Origin of the sequence: Streptomyces sp. HD (assembly GCF_028369295.1) — a bacterium.
GTDB lineage: Bacteria > Actinomycetota > Actinomycetes > Streptomycetales > Streptomycetaceae > Streptomyces.
In genome coordinates this window covers 36,435-53,025 of sequence record NZ_JAQMYP010000020.1, presented here as the reverse complement: position 1 = coordinate 53,025, position 16,591 = coordinate 36,435, and the positions used below count along the sequence as shown (strand labels likewise).

20 protein-coding genes, 1 tRNA gene and 1 riboswitch are annotated in these 16,591 nt (G+C 68.8%); of the genes, 6 read left to right on the top strand and 15 right to left on the bottom strand.

Features of this window, described 5'->3' with window-relative positions; genetic code table 11:
• The first annotated feature begins 84 nt into the window (after positions 1–84).
• Positions 85–2,469, top strand: a complete 2,385-nt coding sequence (locus POF73_RS20450; protein WP_272117419.1) for a transglycosylase domain-containing protein — start codon at positions 85–87, stop codon at positions 2,467–2,469.
• Positions 2,470–2,521: 52 nt separating this feature from the next.
• On the opposite strand, the gene POF73_RS20445 is transcribed toward POF73_RS20450, so the two are convergent.
• From POF73_RS20445 to POF73_RS20435, 3 genes are all read right to left on the bottom strand, one after another.
• Positions 2,522–2,842, bottom strand: a complete 321-nt coding sequence (locus POF73_RS20445) for a DMT family transporter (protein WP_272117417.1) — start codon at positions 2,840–2,842, stop codon at positions 2,522–2,524.
• A 38-nt stretch (positions 2,843–2,880) separates the two neighbouring features.
• Positions 2,881–2,942, bottom strand: a riboswitch (guanidine-III (ykkC-III) riboswitch).
• A gap of 56 nt (positions 2,943–2,998) precedes the next feature.
• On the bottom strand, positions 2,999–3,355 hold the full coding sequence (locus POF73_RS20440; RefSeq protein WP_272117415.1) for a GroES family chaperonin: 357 nt from the start codon (positions 3,353–3,355) through the stop codon (positions 2,999–3,001).
• A gap of 54 nt (positions 3,356–3,409) precedes the next feature.
• On the bottom strand, positions 3,410–3,739 hold the full coding sequence (locus tag POF73_RS20435; RefSeq protein ID WP_272117412.1) for a DUF3618 domain-containing protein: 330 nt from the start codon (positions 3,737–3,739) through the stop codon (positions 3,410–3,412).
• Between the two features lie 95 nt (positions 3,740–3,834).
• Here POF73_RS20435 and bcp point away from each other — a divergent pair, with 95 nt between their 5' ends.
• Entirely contained in the window at positions 3,835–4,302 is a 468-nt protein-coding gene (gene bcp, locus POF73_RS20430; RefSeq protein ID WP_272117409.1) for a thioredoxin-dependent thiol peroxidase, read from the top strand.
• A gap of 39 nt (positions 4,303–4,341) precedes the next feature.
• Positions 4,342–4,428, top strand: a tRNA-Leu gene (locus POF73_RS20425).
• A 1-nt stretch (position 4,429) separates the two neighbouring features.
• Here POF73_RS20425 and rdgB read toward each other — a convergent pair.
• The 4 genes from rdgB to POF73_RS20405 form a co-directional block, all read right to left on the bottom strand.
• Entirely contained in the window at positions 4,430–5,035 is a 606-nt protein-coding gene (rdgB, locus tag POF73_RS20420) for an RdgB/HAM1 family non-canonical purine NTP pyrophosphatase (RefSeq protein ID WP_272117407.1), read from the bottom strand.
• Between the two features lie 178 nt (positions 5,036–5,213).
• Complete coding sequence (locus POF73_RS20415; RefSeq protein ID WP_272117405.1) at positions 5,214–5,618, bottom strand: hypothetical protein; 405 nt, start codon at positions 5,616–5,618, stop codon at positions 5,214–5,216.
• 146 nt (positions 5,619–5,764) lie between these two features.
• The gene (gene rph / locus POF73_RS20410) at positions 5,765–6,520 is read right to left on the bottom strand and encodes a ribonuclease PH (RefSeq protein WP_272117403.1); all 756 of its coding nucleotides are present in this window, start codon (positions 6,518–6,520) and stop codon (positions 5,765–5,767) included.
• A 112-nt stretch (positions 6,521–6,632) separates the two neighbouring features.
• Positions 6,633–6,884, bottom strand: coding sequence for a PTS glucose/sucrose transporter subunit IIB (locus POF73_RS20405; RefSeq protein WP_272117401.1), 252 nt, complete (start codon positions 6,882–6,884; stop codon positions 6,633–6,635).
• A gap of 108 nt (positions 6,885–6,992) precedes the next feature.
• Between POF73_RS20405 and POF73_RS20400 the strand changes: the two genes are divergently transcribed.
• Complete coding sequence (locus POF73_RS20400; protein WP_272117399.1) at positions 6,993–8,282, top strand: PTS transporter subunit EIIC; 1,290 nt, start codon at positions 6,993–6,995, stop codon at positions 8,280–8,282.
• Between the two features lie 188 nt (positions 8,283–8,470).
• Complete coding sequence (locus POF73_RS20395) at positions 8,471–9,736, top strand: PTS transporter subunit EIIC (protein ID WP_272117397.1); 1,266 nt, start codon at positions 8,471–8,473, stop codon at positions 9,734–9,736.
• Between the two features lie 242 nt (positions 9,737–9,978).
• On the opposite strand, the gene POF73_RS20390 is transcribed toward POF73_RS20395, so the two are convergent.
• Positions 9,979–10,731, bottom strand: coding sequence for an MBL fold metallo-hydrolase (locus POF73_RS20390; RefSeq protein ID WP_272117395.1), 753 nt, complete (start codon positions 10,729–10,731; stop codon positions 9,979–9,981).
• 223 nt (positions 10,732–10,954) lie between these two features.
• Between POF73_RS20390 and POF73_RS20385 the strand changes: the two genes are divergently transcribed.
• Positions 10,955–11,413, top strand: coding sequence for a type II toxin-antitoxin system PemK/MazF family toxin (locus POF73_RS20385; RefSeq protein ID WP_272117393.1), 459 nt, complete (start codon positions 10,955–10,957; stop codon positions 11,411–11,413).
• Between the two features lie 40 nt (positions 11,414–11,453).
• Here POF73_RS20385 and POF73_RS20380 read toward each other — a convergent pair whose 3' ends face one another.
• From POF73_RS20380 to clpS, 7 genes are all read right to left on the bottom strand, one after another.
• On the bottom strand, positions 11,454–12,404 hold the full coding sequence (locus POF73_RS20380) for a PLP-dependent cysteine synthase family protein (RefSeq protein ID WP_272117391.1): 951 nt from the start codon (positions 12,402–12,404) through the stop codon (positions 11,454–11,456).
• A gap of 5 nt (positions 12,405–12,409) precedes the next feature.
• On the bottom strand, positions 12,410–12,688 hold the full coding sequence (locus POF73_RS20375; RefSeq protein WP_272117389.1) for a MoaD/ThiS family protein: 279 nt from the start codon (positions 12,686–12,688) through the stop codon (positions 12,410–12,412).
• A 114-nt stretch (positions 12,689–12,802) separates the two neighbouring features.
• Positions 12,803–12,898 carry a putative leader peptide gene (locus POF73_RS46045; protein WP_316959376.1) on the bottom strand — a complete coding sequence of 32 codons (96 nt, stop codon included), beginning with the start codon at positions 12,896–12,898 and terminating at the stop codon, positions 12,803–12,805.
• Between the two features lie 109 nt (positions 12,899–13,007).
• Positions 13,008–13,430, bottom strand: a complete 423-nt coding sequence (locus POF73_RS20370) for a M67 family metallopeptidase (protein WP_272117387.1) — start codon at positions 13,428–13,430, stop codon at positions 13,008–13,010.
• Between the two features lie 155 nt (positions 13,431–13,585).
• A complete protein-coding gene (locus POF73_RS20365) occupies positions 13,586–15,022 on the bottom strand; it encodes an amino acid permease (protein WP_272117385.1) in 1,437 nt (478 codons plus the stop codon).
• A 526-nt stretch (positions 15,023–15,548) separates the two neighbouring features.
• A complete protein-coding gene (locus tag POF73_RS20360; protein WP_272117383.1) occupies positions 15,549–16,157 on the bottom strand; it encodes a DUF2017 domain-containing protein in 609 nt (202 codons plus the stop codon).
• Positions 16,158–16,198: 41 nt separating this feature from the next.
• Positions 16,199–16,516: an ATP-dependent Clp protease adapter ClpS gene (gene clpS / locus POF73_RS20355; protein ID WP_272117381.1), complete on the bottom strand. Its 318-nt coding sequence runs from the start codon at positions 16,514–16,516 to the stop codon at positions 16,199–16,201.
• Between the last annotated feature and the right edge of the window lie 75 nt (positions 16,517–16,591).

Here is a 16,591-nt window from a genome sequence, read left to right as displayed (position 1 = left end):
TGCGAGAGTCTTCGATTGGGGGCGCAACTAGGCGTACGAGGCGTACGGGAACGTACGACGCGAAAACGGGAGTCCGTGCACGACATGAGTGACGAGCAGCAGCCGGCACAGCAGCCGACCCGCAGTCCCGGGCGGCCGAAACGGACGGGCTGGCGACGGATCATCCCGACCTGGCGGACGGTGCTCGGCACCTTCGTCATCGGCGCGCTGCTGCTCTTCGGGCTGTTCTTCCTCGGCTACTCGCTGGTCAAGATCCCGCCGGCCAACGCGCTCGCCACCAAGCAGGCCAACGTCTACATGTACGCCGACGGCTCCGTGATCGCCCGCGACGGCAAGGTCAACCGGGAGAACGCCACCCTCGCACAGATCTCCAAGGACGCCCAGCACGCGATCCTGGCCGCCGAGGACCGCGACTTCTACACCGAGTCCGCCATCGACCCCAAGGCGATGCTGCGCGCCGCGTGGAACACGGCGACCGGCAAGGGCAAGCAGTCCGGCTCCACGATCACCCAGCAGTACGTGAAGAACTACTACCTGCGTCAGGAGCAGACTCTGACCCGCAAGGTGAAGGAGTTCTTCATCTCGATCAAGCTGGACCGTGAGAAGAGCAAGGACGACATCCTTGAGGGCTATCTCAACACCAGCTTCTTCGGCCGTAACGCCTACGGCATCCAGGCCGCGGCCCAGGCCTACTACGGCGTGGACGCCAAGGACCTCGACCCGGCCCGCGCCGCCTACCTGGCCGCACTGGTCAACGCGCCCAGCGAGTACGACGTCATCGCCCACCCGGAGAACAAGGGCGCGGCGCTGGCCCGCTGGAACTACGTCCTGGACGGCATGGTGACCAAGGGCTGGCTGCCCCAGTCCGAGCGGACGGGCATCAAGTTCCCGATGCCCAAGGAGGCCACGGTCTCCACCAACCTCTCGGGGCAGCGCGGTTACATCGTGCGGATCGTGAAGGACTACCTGATCAAGAACAAGATCGCCACCGAGGAGGAGCTGGAGGCCGGCGGCTACCGCATCACCACCACCCTGCAGAAGAAGAAGCAGGACGCCTTCGTCGACGCCGTCAACGACCAGCTGATGGCCAAGCTGGACAAGAAGAACAACAAGGTCGACAACTACGTCCGCGCGGGCGGCGCCTCCGTCGACCCGAAGACCGGCAAGGTCGTCGCGATGTACAACGGCATCGACTACGTGAAGCAGTACACCCCGAACGCCACCCGCCGGGATTACCAGGTCGGCTCCATCTTCAAGCCGTTCGTGCTGACCTCGGCCGTGGAGAACGGCTCGACCACCCAGGACGGCCGCCAGATCACCCCGAACACGATCTACGACGGCACCAACAAGCGCCCGGTGCAGGGCTGGTCCGGCGGGAGCTACGCCCCGGAGAACGAGGACCAGTACTCCTACGGCGACATCACCGTCCGCAAGGCCACCGACAAGTCCGTCAACTCGGTGTACGCGCAGATGGCCGTGGACGTGGACGCCGAGAAGGTGAAGGACACCTCGATCGAGCTGGGCCTGCCCACCGACACCCCCGAACTCCAGGGGGTCCCCTCCATCGCGCTCGGCACCGCCACCGCCAGCGTCCTGGACATGGCGGAGGCCTACGCGACGCTCGCCAACCACGGCAGGCACGGCACGTACACCATGATCGAGAAGGTCACCAAGGACGGCGCCGACGTCGTCGAGCTGCCGGAGCGCAAGACCTCCCAGGTCATCAGCCGGGAGGCCGCCGACACCACCACGTCGGTCCTGCAGAGCGTCGTGGAGAACGGCACCGGCTCCCCCGCGCAGGCCGCCGGGCGCCCGGCGGCGGCCAAGACCGGCACCGCCGAGGAGGACAAGGCCGCCTGGTTCGCCGGGTACACCCCCGACCTCGCCACCGTCGTCTCCGTCATGGGCCAGGACCCGGTCACGGCCGCCCAGAAGCCGCTGTACGGCGCCCTGGGCCTCGACCGCATGAACGGCAGCGGCCCGCCCGCCGAGATCTGGGCCCAGTTCACCAAGGCGGCCCTGAAGGGCAAGCCGGTCAGCGAGTTCGACCTGGAGCTCCAGGAGGGCGCGGACGTACCCCAGTACCCGACGACCGAGCCGACCCAGGGCGACGACGGCGACGAGGACGACGGCGGCGCCACCGGGGAGCCCACCCCCGGCGCGGACACCGAGGGCCAGACCGGCGGCGAGACGCCGGGCCAGACGGACGGCGGCACCACGGGCGACACGACGACGGGCGGCACCACGGACGGGGGCACGGGCGGCGACGGCGGCACCACCGGCGACACCGGCGACGGCGGCACCACCGACGGAGGCACGACGACCGACGGAGGCGCCACGGGCGGCGATGACGGCGGGACCGACACCGCAGGCGCCACGGGCGGCGACGACAGCGGCGGGACCGACACCGGGGGCGGCACGACGACGGGAACCACGAACGGGCTGGTCAGTTCGACCCGCAGACAGTGACGCCGAGCCGGCTCGGTCAGCGCCGCGCCGGCTCAGTCATCACTGGGCCGGCTCAGTGACCGCCGGTCGCCTTCAGCCCCACCACGGCGACCAGCAGCAGGGACACGAAGAAGATCCGCGCGGCGGTGACGGGCTCGCCCAGCACCGCCATGCCGACGACCGCCGCACCGGCCGCACCGATGCCCACCCACACGCCGTAGGCGGTACCGATGGGCAGCGACTTCGCGGCGTAGGCCAGCAGCAGCATGCTGGCGACGATGCCGGCGCCGGTGAACAGGCTGGGGACGAGCCGGGTGAAACCGTCGGTGTACTTCATGCCGACCGACCAGCCGACCTCAAGCAGACCGGCGACGACGAGCAGGACCCAGGCCATGACAGGCACCTCCGAGACGCATGGCGACGTAAAACGGGAGTGCGTCGTCTTTTCCTGCATCCCGGTACGGCGCGTCTCGTCGGGCTCCTTCAAAGCTAGCAAAGAAGCGGAAAAAGGGGCCGGTGACGATGGTCACCAGCCCCTCGAACTACAGAATCACAGGTAGAGCCCCGTCGAGTCCTCGGACCCCTCGAACCGGTCAGCGGCGACGGCATGCAGATCACGCTCACGCATGAGCACGTAAGCGACCCCGCGCACCTCGACCTCGGCACGGTCCTCCGGGTCGTACAGGACCCGGTCGCCGGGCTCCACGGTCCGGACGTTCTGCCCCACCGCGACGACCTCCGCCCAGGCCAGCCGACGGCCGACGGCCGCGGTGGCGGGGATGAGGATGCCGCCACCGGAACGCCGCTCGCCCTCGCCGGTGTCCTGCCGCACGAGTACACGGTCGTGCAGCATCCGGATGGGCAGCTTGTCGTCGTGGGTGCTGTGCTCGTTTCTGTTGGCGCTCACGCCTTGAACCTACCTGCCTTTACCGCGCCCGTACGCCGCCGGGTCCGCCGTCGCTCAGCCCTTGCGGCGCCGGGTGCCGAGCGCCAGCAGGCCCACCAGGCCGGCGGCGACGAGTGCCACGGGCACGATCCGCTCCAGACGGGGCGCGCCCTCCTCGTTGGTGAACTGGGCCTTGACATCGCTCACGGCCCGGTTGACCCCGACGTAGGCCCTTCCGAGCGTGTGGTCGATGTTCGACACGATCTTGGCCTTGGCGTCGCCGACGATCGTCTTCGGGTGCACGCGCACCCCGATCTCGTCGAGCGTCTCGGCCAGCACTGCGCGACGGCGCTTGATGTCCGCCTCGATCTGCGCCGGTGTTCTGGTGTCCGACGTGTCCGCCACCGTACGGCCTCCGAAGTGAAGCTGATGCTGTTTCCGGACAGTCTGTCAGCTCCACGCCGGACCGCACCGTCAGGCTCCCCGGTTAGGCTGGTCCGATGAGCGAGCGACTCCAGCCGGGGGACGTGGCCCCCGCCTTCACCCTGCCCGACGCCGACGGCAACGAGGTGTCCCTCTCGGACCACAAGGGCCGCAAGGTCATCGTCTACTTCTACCCGGCCGCCCTGACGCCCGGCTGCACCAAGCAGGCCTGTGACTTCACGGACAACCTGGAGCTGCTGGCCGGCGCCGGGTACGACGTGATCGGCGTCTCCCCCGACAAGCCGGAGAAGCTCGCCAAGTTCCGCGAGCAGGAGTCCCTGAAGGTCACGCTGCTCGCCGACCCGGAGAAGTCCGTCACCGAGGCCTACGGCGCCTACGGCGAGAAGAAGAACTACGGCAAGACGTACATGGGCGTCATCCGCTCCACGGTGGTCGTGGACGAGGAGGGCAAGGTCGAGCGGGCGCTGTACAACGTGCGGGCGACCGGCCACGTGGCGAAGATCATCAAGGACCTGGGCATATGAGCACCCGGCCCGGCCAGTAGCATGGCCGGGCAAGGTCACGCGGCCGTGGTGGAATTGGCAGTCACGCTGGGTTTAGGTCCCAGTGGGGTAACACCCGTGAGGGTTCGAGTCCCTCCGGCCGCACCACCTATCGCGCGAGCAGCTCGCGCACGACCGGCACCAGCGCCCGGAACGCCTGGCCCCGGTGGCTGATCGCGTTCTTCTCCTCGGCGCTCAGCTCTGCGCACGTCCTGGTCTCCCCCTCCGGCTGGAGGACGGGGTCGTACCCGAAGCCGTTCGTACCGACGGGGGCGTGCCGCAGGACGCCCCGCAGCTGCCCCTCGACCACCCGCTCCGTGCCGTCCGGCAGTGCGAGGGCGGCGGCGCAGGCGAAGTGGGCGCCGCGGTGGGCGTCGTCGATGTCGCCCAGCTGGGCCAGCAGCAGTTCCAGGTTGGCCCTGTCGTCACCGTGCCGGCCGGCCCAGCGGGCGGAGAAGATGCCGGGGGCGCCGCCCAGGACGTCGACGCACAGCCCCGAGTCGTCGGCGACGGCGGGCAGTCCGGTCGCCCGGGCCAGCGCGTGGGCCTTCAGCAGCGCGTTCTCGGCGAAGGTGACGCCGGTCTCCTTGACGTCGGGGACGTCCGGGTAGGCGTCCGCGCCGACGAGGTCGTGGTGCAGTCCTGCGTCGGCGAGGATCGCCCTGAGCTCGGTGATCTTTCCGGCGTTACGGGTGGCGAGGATGAGGCGGGTCATGGCGACACAGTAGCCAGGCTGCTCAGGGCGCCCCAAAGCGGGCGCGGAGCGCCCGAAGGAGGGCGCGGGGCTGTATCGACATGCGGCTCCGCCGCGCGGGCGCGACCAGCCACACTCGGCCCGCAGTCGCCCACCCGCAGAACCCGGCAGATCGGACGCACCGGTCCAGCCGGCGCAGCTACGGCGTGCAGACCTTGGTCAGTTCGCCGGCCGCGTTGGTGACCGGGCTGATGTCCGGGGTCTGGTCGCCGCTCTTGATGGAGTCACGGACGTTGGTGACGGCCTTCTGGAGGTCGTCCACCGCCTTGTTGACGTCGGCGTTGTCCGTCTTGTCGCCGATCTTGTCGAGGTTCTTGTCGATGGAGTTCAGGGACTCCTCAAGCTGCGTCGGGTCGTTCGCGGCGTTCTCCACGGCCTGCTGGAGTTCCGTGACGCTGTCGGCTATGGCGTCGGCGGTCTGCACACAGTCCATCGCCTTGCTGACGGCGTCACAGCCGGTGGTCAGCCCGGCCGTCAGCCCTACCGCCGCGACGGCTGCGGCGACTGTGACGATACGGCTCCGGCGGCGTCGGCTCGTGGCCATGGTTGACGTCCCTCCCTGCTCAAGGCCTTGCAGGCCCCCCGTGTTCGGTGGCCGGGCGCACAGCGGTGGCCGTACGCCCGTACCCCTAGTGACGCCGGGGAAGGCGGCGGGGTTGCCCGAAGAGGCGGCTCTTCTTGGTGTGTCCTTTACTTTTCGAGGACGGTATCAAGTGCCTTGCGCTGCAGTTCCGCCAGCTCCCCGCAACCGGAAACGGCAAGGTCCAGAAGGGAGTTGAGCTCCTCGCGGGCGAAGGGCTCGGCCTCGGCGGTGCCCTGGACCTCGACGAAGCGGCCGTCGCCGGTGCAGACGACGTTCATGTCGGTGTCGGCCTTCACGTCCTCCTCGTAGCGGAGGTCGAGCAGCGGGACGCCGTCGACGATGCCGACCGAGACGGCACTGACCGTGCCGGTGAGCGGCTTGCGGCCGGGCTTGATCAGCTTCTTGCCCTGGGCCCAGGCGATGGCGTCGGCGAGGGCGACGTAGGCGCCGGTGATGGCGGCGGTGCGGGTACCGCCGTCGGCCTGGAGGACGTCGCAGTCGAGGACGATCGTGTTCTCGCCGAGCGCCTTGTAGTCGATGACCGCGCGCAGGGAGCGGCCGATGAGGCGGCTGATCTCGTGGGTACGGCCGCCGATCTTGCCCCGCACGGACTCACGGTCGCCGCGGGTGTTGGTGGCGCGGGGCAGCATGGCGTACTCCGCGGTGACCCAGCCCTCGCCGCTGCCCTTGCGCCAGCGCGGGACCCCTTCGGTGAAGGAGGCGGTGCACAGGACCTTCGTGTCGCCGAAGGAGACGAGGACGGAGCCCTCCGCGTGCTTGCTCCAGGCGCGTTCGATGCTGACCGGGCGGAGCTGTTCGGGGGTACGGCCGTCGATTCGAGGATTTGAGGAGGTGGCTGCCATGCGGTGAGCCTAGCCGCAGATATGGAAGGGGCCCCTCCCGAGGTGGGAAGGGGCCCTCAGAGGTGGAGCCGGCGATCGCTCAGGCGTGGAAGCCCGGGACGATGCCCGCGCTTCACATCATGTCTTCGATCTCCGCCGCGATCGGGTCGGCATCGGTGCCGATGACGACCTGGATGGCGGTGCCCATCTTCACGACGCCGTGGGCACCGGCGGCCTTCAGGGCGGTCTCGTCGACCAGCGAGGCGTCGCTGACCTCGGTGCGGAGCCGGGTGATGCAGCCCTCGATCTCCTCGATGTTGTCGATGCCGCCGAGCCCGGCGACGATCTTCTCAGCCTTGCTGGCCATTTCGGTCTCCTCATGCACTGTTGGCCCAACTTCACGAGCGGTTGCGTCATGCGTACCGAAGGATGACGTCACAGCAACCCCATCGTCGTAACTGGTCTACACCACCCGACAGGCGGCCGCCAACCCATGACTGCCGAGACCGAGACCTCTCCCGCGCGCCGGCGGTGGCAGGCGGCGTTCCAGGGCCTGCAGAAGATGGGCCGCAGCCTGCAGCTTCCCATCGCCGTACTGCCGGCCGCGGGCATTCTCAACCGCCTCGGCCAGCCGGACGTGTTCGGCGACGAGGGCCTCGGGTGGGACAACCTGTCGAAGGTGATGGACGGCGCGGGCGGCGCGCTGCTCGACAGCTCGCTGGGGCTGCCCCTGCTGTTCTGCGTCGGCGTGTCCATCGGCATGGCGAAGAAGGCGGACGGCTCGACGGCGCTCGCGGCGGTGGCGGGGTTCCTCGTCTACTACAACGTGCTGCGCCAGTTCCCGGAGGACTGCCCGGACGGCACGAAGGAGATCGCCGACATCGGCTGCGCCGCGACCGAGGGGACGGTGAGCGCGTACACCTACCAGAACCCGGGTGTGTTCGGCGGCATCGTCATCGGTCTGCTGACGGCCTTCTTCTGGCAGCGCTACCACCGCACCAAGCTGGTGGACTGGCTCGGCTTCTTCAACGGACGGCGTCTCGTCCCGATCATCATGGCGTTCGTGGCGATCGTGTTCGCGGTGCTCTGTCTGTGGGTCTGGCCGCCGATCGGTGAGGCGCTGGAGAACTTCAGCGACTGGATGAGCGACCTGGGCTCCTGGGGTGCGGGCGTGTTCGGTGTCGCCAACCGCGCGCTGCTGGTCGTGGGCCTGCACCAGTTCCTCAACGTGCCCATCTGGTTCCAGTTCGGCAGCTACACCAAGCCCGACGGCGAGGTCGTGCACGGCGACATCAACATGTTTCTCGCGGGCGACCCGACCGCCGGCCAGTTCACCTCGGGCTTCTTCCCGATCATGATGTTCGCCCTCCCGGCGGCTGCCCTCGCGATCACGCACTGCGCCAGGCCGGAGCGCCGCAAGGAGATCGGCGGCCTGATGCTGTCGGTGGCGCTGACGTCCTTCGTCACCGGCATCACGGAACCGATCGAGTACTCGTTCCTCTTCGTCGCCCCGCTGCTGTACGCGGTGCACGCGCTGCTGACGGGTGTCTCGATGGCGGTGACCTGGGGGCTCGGGGTCCACGACGGGTTCAGCTTCTCGGCCGGGCTGATCGACTACGTCATCAACTGGAACCTGGCGACGAGACCCTGGGCGATGATTCCGATCGGCCTGGGCTTCGCCCTCGTCTATTACGCGATCTTCCGTTTCGCGATCACCGCATTCGATCTCAGGACCCCGGGCAGGGAGCCCGAGGACGAGGTCGAGGACGTCACAAAGGTCTGACGAAAGACGGCACTGCGCGTAGCGCTGCGGATGCGGAATTCACGGGTTCCTTATATCGCCCCCACCGTGCTACAACAGGTCTACACCACTCAGTGGTGTAGACCAGACGCCGCCGTCCCCCTTCCTGTCCCCGGGCGGCGCCATGCCCTCCCCCAGCCTAAGGCCGGGCGGACCCCCTGGAGGAAGTTGTGACCACGGCCAGCGCCGCTCCCGCGGCCGACAAGAAAAAGGGCGCCGCTGCGATGGCTGTGATGCAGCGCATCGGCCGCAGCCTGATGCTGCCGGTGGCGGTGCTGCCCGCCGCCGCTCTCCTGGTTCGCTTCGGCAACACCGACATGCTGGGCGATCCGGCGTACCCCGCGTTCCTCACGAAGATCGCGGGCTTCATGGCGGCCGGCGGCAACGCGATCCTCGACAACATGGCGCTGCTGTTCGCCGTCGGCATCGCGATCGGCTTCGCGAAGAAGTCGGACGGCTCGACGGCGCTCGCGGCCGTGGTCGGCTACCTGGTCTTCAAGAACGTGCTGGCCACGTTCACCGACAAGAACCTGCCGCAGGTGGCGAAGGCCGTCGACGGCAAGGTCGTGATGGTCGACGCACCGGTGGACGCCAAGGTCCTCGGCGGTGTGGTGATGGGCATCGTCGTCGCCCTCCTCTACCAGCGCCTCTACCGCACCAAGCTCCCGGACTGGGCCGGCTTCTTCGGCGGCCGCCGGCTGGTCCCGATCGTCTCCGCCTTCGCGGGCCTGGTCATCGGCATCGTCTTCGGCTACATCTGGCCGGTCCTCGGCACCGCCCTGCACAACTTCGGTGAGTGGCTGGTCGGTTCGGGGGCCGTCGGGGCCGGCATATTCGGTGTGGCCAACCGTGCGCTGATCCCGATCGGCATGCACCACCTGCTGAACTCGTTCCCGTGGTTCCAGGCCGGTGAGTACCAGGGCAAGAGCGGCGACATCGCGCGCTTCCTGGCCGGTGACCCGAGCGCCGGGCAGTTCATGACCGGCTTCTTCCCGATCATGATGTTCGCGCTGCCGGCCGCCTGTCTGGCGATCGTGCACTGTGCCCGCCCCGAGCGCCGCAAGGTCGTCGGCGGCATGATGTTCTCCCTCGCGCTGACCTCGTTCGTCACGGGCGTCACCGAGCCGATCGAGTTCACGTTCATGTTCATCGCTCCGGCCCTGTACGCCATCCACGCGGTCCTCACCGGTGTCTCGATGGCGCTCACCTGGGCGCTCGGCATGAAGGACGGCTTCGGCTTCTCGGCCGGCGCGGTCGACTTCGGCCTGAACCTGGGCATCGCGACCAACCCGTGGGGCCTGGCCCTGGTGGGCCTGTGCTTCGCGGCGCTCTACTACGTGATCTTCCGGTTCGCGATCACCAAGTTCAATCTGCCGACGCCGGGCCGCGAGTCCGACGAGGAACTCGCCGAGCTCCAGAAGGCAGAGGCGAAGTAGGCCGCAGGGCCCGCCGACGAAACACTGAAGGCCCCGGAACCATCCCGGTTCCGGGGCCTTCGGCGTACACCGACCGGCCAGGGGGCTTCTGGTGGATCTCCGTGGGAGAAGGAGCGGCGTTCGGTGCGTGCTCTCGGCGTGCCGGACGAAAGCCCTGGTTAGCTCCGCTACGAGGGCTTTCGTCCGGTGCGGCGACAGGGCGTGCCGGGCGTCGCGACGCCGCGGGGATCCATCAGAAGCCCCTAGATCTCGTACGTCTGCCGTGGCGCCGCGAGATCCACCGGACCGTCGTAGACCTCACGCGCGTCGGTCAGGTTGACCTGGGGGTCCGTCCACGGCGGGATGTGGGTCAGGACCAGGCGGCGGGCGCCCGCGCGGGCCGCCGACTGACCTGCCTCACGGCCGTTGAGGTGCAGGTCGGGGATGTTCTCCTTGCCGTGCGTGAAGGCGGCCTCGCACAGGAACAGGTCGGCGTCGCGGGCGAGTTCGTCCAGGGCGGTGCTGATGCCCGTGTCGCCCGAGTAGGTCAGCGTCTTTCCACCGTGCTCGATACGGATGCCGTACGCCTCCACCGGATGGGCGACGCGCTCCGTGTGCACCGTGAACGGGCCGATCTCGAAGGTGGACGGCTTGACCGTGTGGAAGTCGAAAACCTCGCTCATGGACGAGGCGGTGGGGGTGTCGGCGTAGGCGGTGGTCAGTCGCTGCTCGGTGCCCTCGGGTCCGTAGACCGGGATCGGGTCGCAGCGGCCGCCGTCGTGCCGGTAGTAGCGCGCCACGAAGTACGCGCACATGTCGATGCAGTGGTCGGCGTGCAGATGGCTGAGGAAGATCGCGTCGAGGTCGTAGAGACCGCAGTGGCGCTGCAGCTCGCCAAGGGCGCCGTTGCCCATGTCGAGGAGCAGCCGGAAGCCGTCGGCCTCGACGAGGTAGCTCGAACAGGCCGATTCCGCGGACGGGAACGACCCCGAGCAGCCGACGACGGTGAGCTTCATGAAACAGAAACCTCCGCTGGCGGGAAATCCCGAAGATCGAGGAATGGGGCGTCGGGGGTCGTGCGGTTTGTCGAGCGTAAGGCGCAAAACCTCCGGTCGCTCCTCCGCCAAGGGCTGTTGTGGGCGAACTCACCTGTGGTGTCACGCGTTCGGCTGGACGCGGGGAGTGTGAGGCGGGAGTGAAGGCGCGCGGGGGTGAGTGCGCGCCGGTACCTTCGTCCCTATGGACACGTCATGGTGGCTGGCGCTCGCGGCGGTGGTACTGCTCGCGCTGGTCGCCGCGCTCGTCGACGGGTGGGGGCGGCGACGGCCCACAGGGCGGCGGACCCGGCCGCCCGGGCGGCCTCAGCGGCGGGGGCGGGCACCGGGTGGCCGTCCGGAGCCCGCGGAGATCTGGTGGGCCCGGGTGCCGTACGAGGACGGGCCGGGCGCCAAGGACCGGCCGTGTCTGGTGCTCGCGGTGCGGGGGCAGCAGGTCACCGTCGCGAAGATCACCAGCAAGTACCGGGACGAGCGGTACGGGGTGATCCCGCTGCCGCCGGGTTCGGTCGGGGACACCCTGGGCCGGGCCAGCTTCCTGGAGACGGACGAGCTGCGGGACGTACCGGTGTGGGACTTCCGGCGGCGGGTCGGGGTGATGGACCCGGTCGTGTGGGACCAGGTCCGTCACCTCTCGACGTAGGCGCTCCGCCGGGGCGGCCGCGCCTCTTACGGGGCGCCGCTCATGCCCAGAGCTGACCCTGCAGGGTCTCGATCGCTTCCTCTGTCGTGGCCGCCGTGTAGACGCCGGTCGAGAGGTACTTCCAGCCGCCGTCGGCGACGACGAACACGATGTCGGCGTTCTCCCCCGCCTTCAGCGCCTTCCTGCCGACACCGATCGCGGCGTGCAGCGCGGCGCCGGTGGAGACGCCCGCGAAGATGCCCTCCTGCTGGAGGAGTTCGCGGGTGCGGGTGACCGCGTCGGCCGAGCCGACCGAGAAGCGGGTGGTCAGGACGGAGGCGTCGTACAGCTCGGGGACGAAGCCCTCGTCGAGGTTGCGCAGGCCGTAGACCAGGTCGTCGTAGCGCGGTTCCGCCGCGACGATCCTGACGTCCGGCTTGTGTTCACGCAGGTAGCGGCCGACGCCCATGAGGGTGCCGGTGGTGCCGAGGCCCGCCACGAAGTGGGTGATGGAGGGGAGGTCGGCGAGGATCTCCGGCCCGGTCGTCGCGTAGTGGGCGCCCGCGTTGTCCGGGTTGCCGTACTGGTAGAGCATCACCCAGTCGGGGTGCTCGGCCGACAGCTCCTTGGCGACGCGTACGGCGGTGTTGGAGCCGCCCGCGGCCGGGCTGGAGATGATCTCCGCCCCCCACATGGCGAGCAGGTCCCGGCGCTCCTGCGAGGTGTTCTCGGGCATCACGCACACGATGCGGTAGCCCTTGAGCTTCGCCGCCATCGCCAGGGAGATGCCGGTGTTTCCGCTGGTCGGCTCCAGGATCGTGCAGCCCTGGGTGAGACGGCCGTCCTTCTCCGCCTGCTCGATCATGTGCAGGGCGGGGCGGTCCTTGACCGAGCCGGTGGGGTTGCGGTCCTCCAGCTTGGCCCAGATACGGACGTCCTCGGACGGCGACAACCGCGGCAGGCACACCAGAGGGGTGTTGCCGACCGCGGCGAGCGGGGAGTCGTAGCGCATCCGGATCAGGCCATACCGCCGGCCACGGCCGGCAGGATCGTGACGTTGTCGCCGTCGGCGAGCTTGGTGTTGATGCCTGCGAGGAAGCGGACGTCCTCGTCGTTCAGGTAGACGTTGACGAAGCGGCGCAGCTCGCCGCCGTCCACGATGCGGGCGTGGATGCCCGCGTGCCGGGTCTCAAGGTCGGTGAACAGCTCGGCGAGGGTCTCACCACTGCCCTCCACCGCCTTCTGACCGTCGGTGTAGGTGCGGAGGATGGTGGGGATGCGGACCTCGATGGCCATGGCTCAGGGCTCCTGTCGGGAGTTGTCGATCGGGGGCGCGCGGCAGCGCAAGTACAGCAGGGGTGGTGCGTGGGTGCGGCGCCGCGGCTCACGGCCGTACGGCGGCAGGTCGCGTCAACAGATGGCGCTGGCGAGCCTGCACAGGTCGACGTGCAGCCGCGCCACGAGCAGCATGCCCGGCGTCTTCTCGCTCACGTCGTGGAAAACCATGGGGTCATCGTATCGATTCCCGGTCCGGCTTTTGGAATGTGATCCCACATCGCGGACGCTTTTCGGCCGGGGAGTGAGACCGCGCTGTTCAGGCAGGCCGTCGGCGGGCTCAGTACGCCTCGACGACCTTGACCTCCTCCTCCGTCACCTCGCCGTCGACGATGCGGAAGGAGCGGAACTGGAAGTCGCCGAGGCCGTCGGTGTCGGCGGTGGAGACCAGGACGTAGTGGGCGCCGGGCTCGTTGGCGTAGGAGATGTCCGTGCGGGACGGGTAGGCCTCGGTGGCCGTGTGGGAGTGGTAGATGACCACCGGCTCCTCGTCGCGGTCGTCCATCTCGCGGTAGAGCTTGAGCAGGTCGCCGGAGTCGAACTCGTAGAACGTGGGCGACATGGCCGCGTTCAGCATCGGGATGAAGCGCTCGGGGCGGTCCGAGCCGGCCGGGCCCGCGATGACGCCGCACGCCTCGTCGGGGTGGTCCTTGCGCGCGTGGGCGACGATCTGGTCGACGAGGGCCTGGGTGATGGTCAGCATGTTCGTCAGGATAAGCAGAGGGGCCGCTCCGTACCGAGGGATGGTACGAAGCGGCCCATATGCCGGACGCGGTACGTCCTGGGTGCGGACGCCTGAGCGGCAGCCGCAAGGGGCGCCACGAGTGCTCCCTGCGGCGGGCGTCCACGGCCCCTGTGTCAGCCGACCTTCTCGAACTCGGGCTCGCCGCCGCGGTCGGTGATCTGCGGGTTTCGGGCCTTGAGGACCAGCCAGGCCGCGCCCAGGACGGCGAACCAGCCGGCCATGACGTACAGACAGACGCGGGCGTCGGCGTCGTACGCGATCAGGCCCGTCACGAAGAGCAGGAACACGATGGCGATCCAGCTGCACACCGAGCCGCCCGGCGCGGGGAAGGACGAGGCGGGCAGGCGGCCCGCGACGACCTGGCGGCGGTAGAGGACGTGGCTGATCAGGATCATCAGCCAGGTCCAGATGCCGGCCGCGGTGGCGATGGAGGTGACGTAGCCGAACGCCTTCTCCGGGACGACGTAGTTGAGGACCACACCGATGCCCATGAACAGCACCGAGACGAAGATGCCGAGGGCCGGCGTCTTGCTGGACGACAGCTTGCTGAAGGCCCTCGGGGCCTCGCCGCTGTCGGCCAGGTTCCGCAGCATGCGGCCCGTGGAGTACATGCCGGAGTTGCAGGAGGACAGGGCCGCGGTCAGCACGACGAAGTTGACGATGCCGGCGCCGGCCGGGATGCCGATCTCCGCGAAGGCCTTCACGAAGGGGCTGACCCCGTCCGCGAACTCGGTCCACTTCACCACGCAGAGGATGACGGTGAGGGCGCCGACGTAGAACAGCGCGATACGCCAGGGCAGGGTGTTGATCGCCTTGGGGAGGGTCTTCTCCGGGTTCTCGGACTCACCGGCCGTGACACCGACGAGCTCGACCGCGAGGTAGGCGAACATGACGCCCTGGAGGGTCATCAGGGACGAGCCGACGCCCTTGGGGAAGAAGCCGTCGAAGGCCCAGAGGTTGGAGACGGCGGCGGTGTCACCGGCGTTGCTGAAGCCGAAGGTGATGACGCCCAGGCCGATGACGATCATGCCGATGAGGGCGGTGACCTTGACCATCGAGAACCAGAACTCAAGCTCGCCGAAGACCTTCACGGAGATCAGGTTGACCCCGAAGAGGATCACCAGGAAGGCGAGGGCCGTGGTCCAGCGCGGGACGTCCGGGAACCAGTAGTTGACGTAGATCGCGGCGGCCGTGAGCTCGGCCATGCCGGTGACCACCCACATCAGCCAGTACGTCCAGCCGGTGAAGTAGCCGAAGAACGGGCCGAGGAACTCCCGGGAGTACTCGGCGAAGGAGCCCGAGACGGGCCGGTAGAGCAGGAGCTCGCCGAGCGCCCGCATGATGAAGAAGACGATGGCGCCCGCCAGGGCGTACATCAGGATGAGGCTGGGGCCCGCCTTGGCGATGTTCGCACCGGCACCAAGGAAGAGGCCGACACCGATGGCCCCGCCGATCGCGATCATCTGAACCTGACGGCTGCCGAGACCTCGCTCGTACCCCTCCTCGGGGGCGTCGGTGGCCTTCGCGTCAGTGACCTTCGAAGAGGTCATGTGTAGTGCGCCTTTCTCCATGCCGACCCGGGCCTTCGTCGGCCGCGGATCGGGTCTCGATCCCCCCGGATTGCTGGAGCTGAGCGGGCTCGGGGAAGGTCGGGTGCGTTCCTGCGTCGTTCGGTGCGTGCTCTCGGTGTGCGGACGAAGGTCCTCGTAGCGGAGCTACTAGGGCCTTTGGCCGGTGCGGCGAGAGTGCGTGCCGGGCGGCGCGGGGGCGTGCCCGAGCTTCCCTGGGTCCGCTCGTGCCTGACCGACGATCCGTCGGCCATACGGCGCACCCGGCCGAACATTCGGGTGGTGCTCGTCGGGCGTCGTGAAGATTTATCACGGCGGTAACGGTGATCGGCCATGGAGCATGTGGCGCATCACACAGGAAGAACCGGACAAAACCATCGCCGCCCCCCAGAGTGGGCGGCGGCGGTGACACGATCGTTATCCGGATTTGAGCGTCCGCTGAGCGAACACAAAACCGTCACATTTGGGCACGTGGCGGACGCCCGTCGACCGTACGGAAGGCCGGGCCCTACGGCAGCATCGTCGCGACCAGCGTCTCCTGGAGCCCGCCCAGCCACAGATACGCCATCACCATCGGCTTGCGCGGATCCTCGTCCGGGAGCCGGTAGAGCAGGTCGGTGTCGTCCTCGTCGGCGATGTCCAGCCGGGAACCGATGGCCAGGCGCAGATCGTTGAGGGCGCCCAGCCAGCGCTGGGACTCCTCGACGGAGAGCTTGAGCACCGCACCGCCCTCCCCGGCGGAGGCGCTGCTGAGCTCGTCCAGGGAGCGGACCACCGCGAGCGCGTTGTCACGCTTGCCGGCCCGCAGGTCGTTCTCGGTGTACCGGCGGAACTCCGCGGAGTGCGCCCGCTGCTCCTCGGCCTCCTTGGCCTGCGGGGTGCCCTCGGGGTCGCCGTAGGCGTCCGGGAAGAGGCGCCGCAGCACCGGGTCGGCCGGCGGTTCGCTCGGGCCCTCGGCGAACAGCTCGGCGAGCGGGTCGTCGGGGGCGTCCTCGGCGGGGCCGGGGCCGATGAGCTCCAGGAGCTGCACGGCCAGCGACCGGATGATGGAGATCTCGACGTCGTCGAGGGCGACGGCCGCGCCGCCGCCGGGGAGCGGTTCGAAGGTTCCTGGCATGGAGGCGATTCGCTACTTCCGGTCCTGCGAGGCGGGTCGGGTCATTTCCGGTCCTGCTGAAGGGTGGCCCACAAGCCGTAGCCGTGCATGGCCTGCACGTCGCGCTCCATCTCCTCACGACTGCCGCTGGAGACGACCGCCCGGCCCTTGTGATGGACGTCGAGCATGAGCTTGGTGGCCTTGTCCTTGGGATAGCCGAAGTACGTCTGGAAGACGTACGTCACGTAGCTCATGAGGTTGACCGGGTCGTTGTGGACGATCGTGACCCAGGGGACGTCCGGCTCGGGTACGGCGAAGGTCTCCTCCGCCGCTTCGGTACGTTCGATCTCTACGGGAGCGGGTGACGTCACAGTGCCCATGCTGCCACCGGAGGGGGGTGGTCGCACAAATCCCCGGCGAACCCACGGACTAAATCGTCAGAGTGACGAAATGGG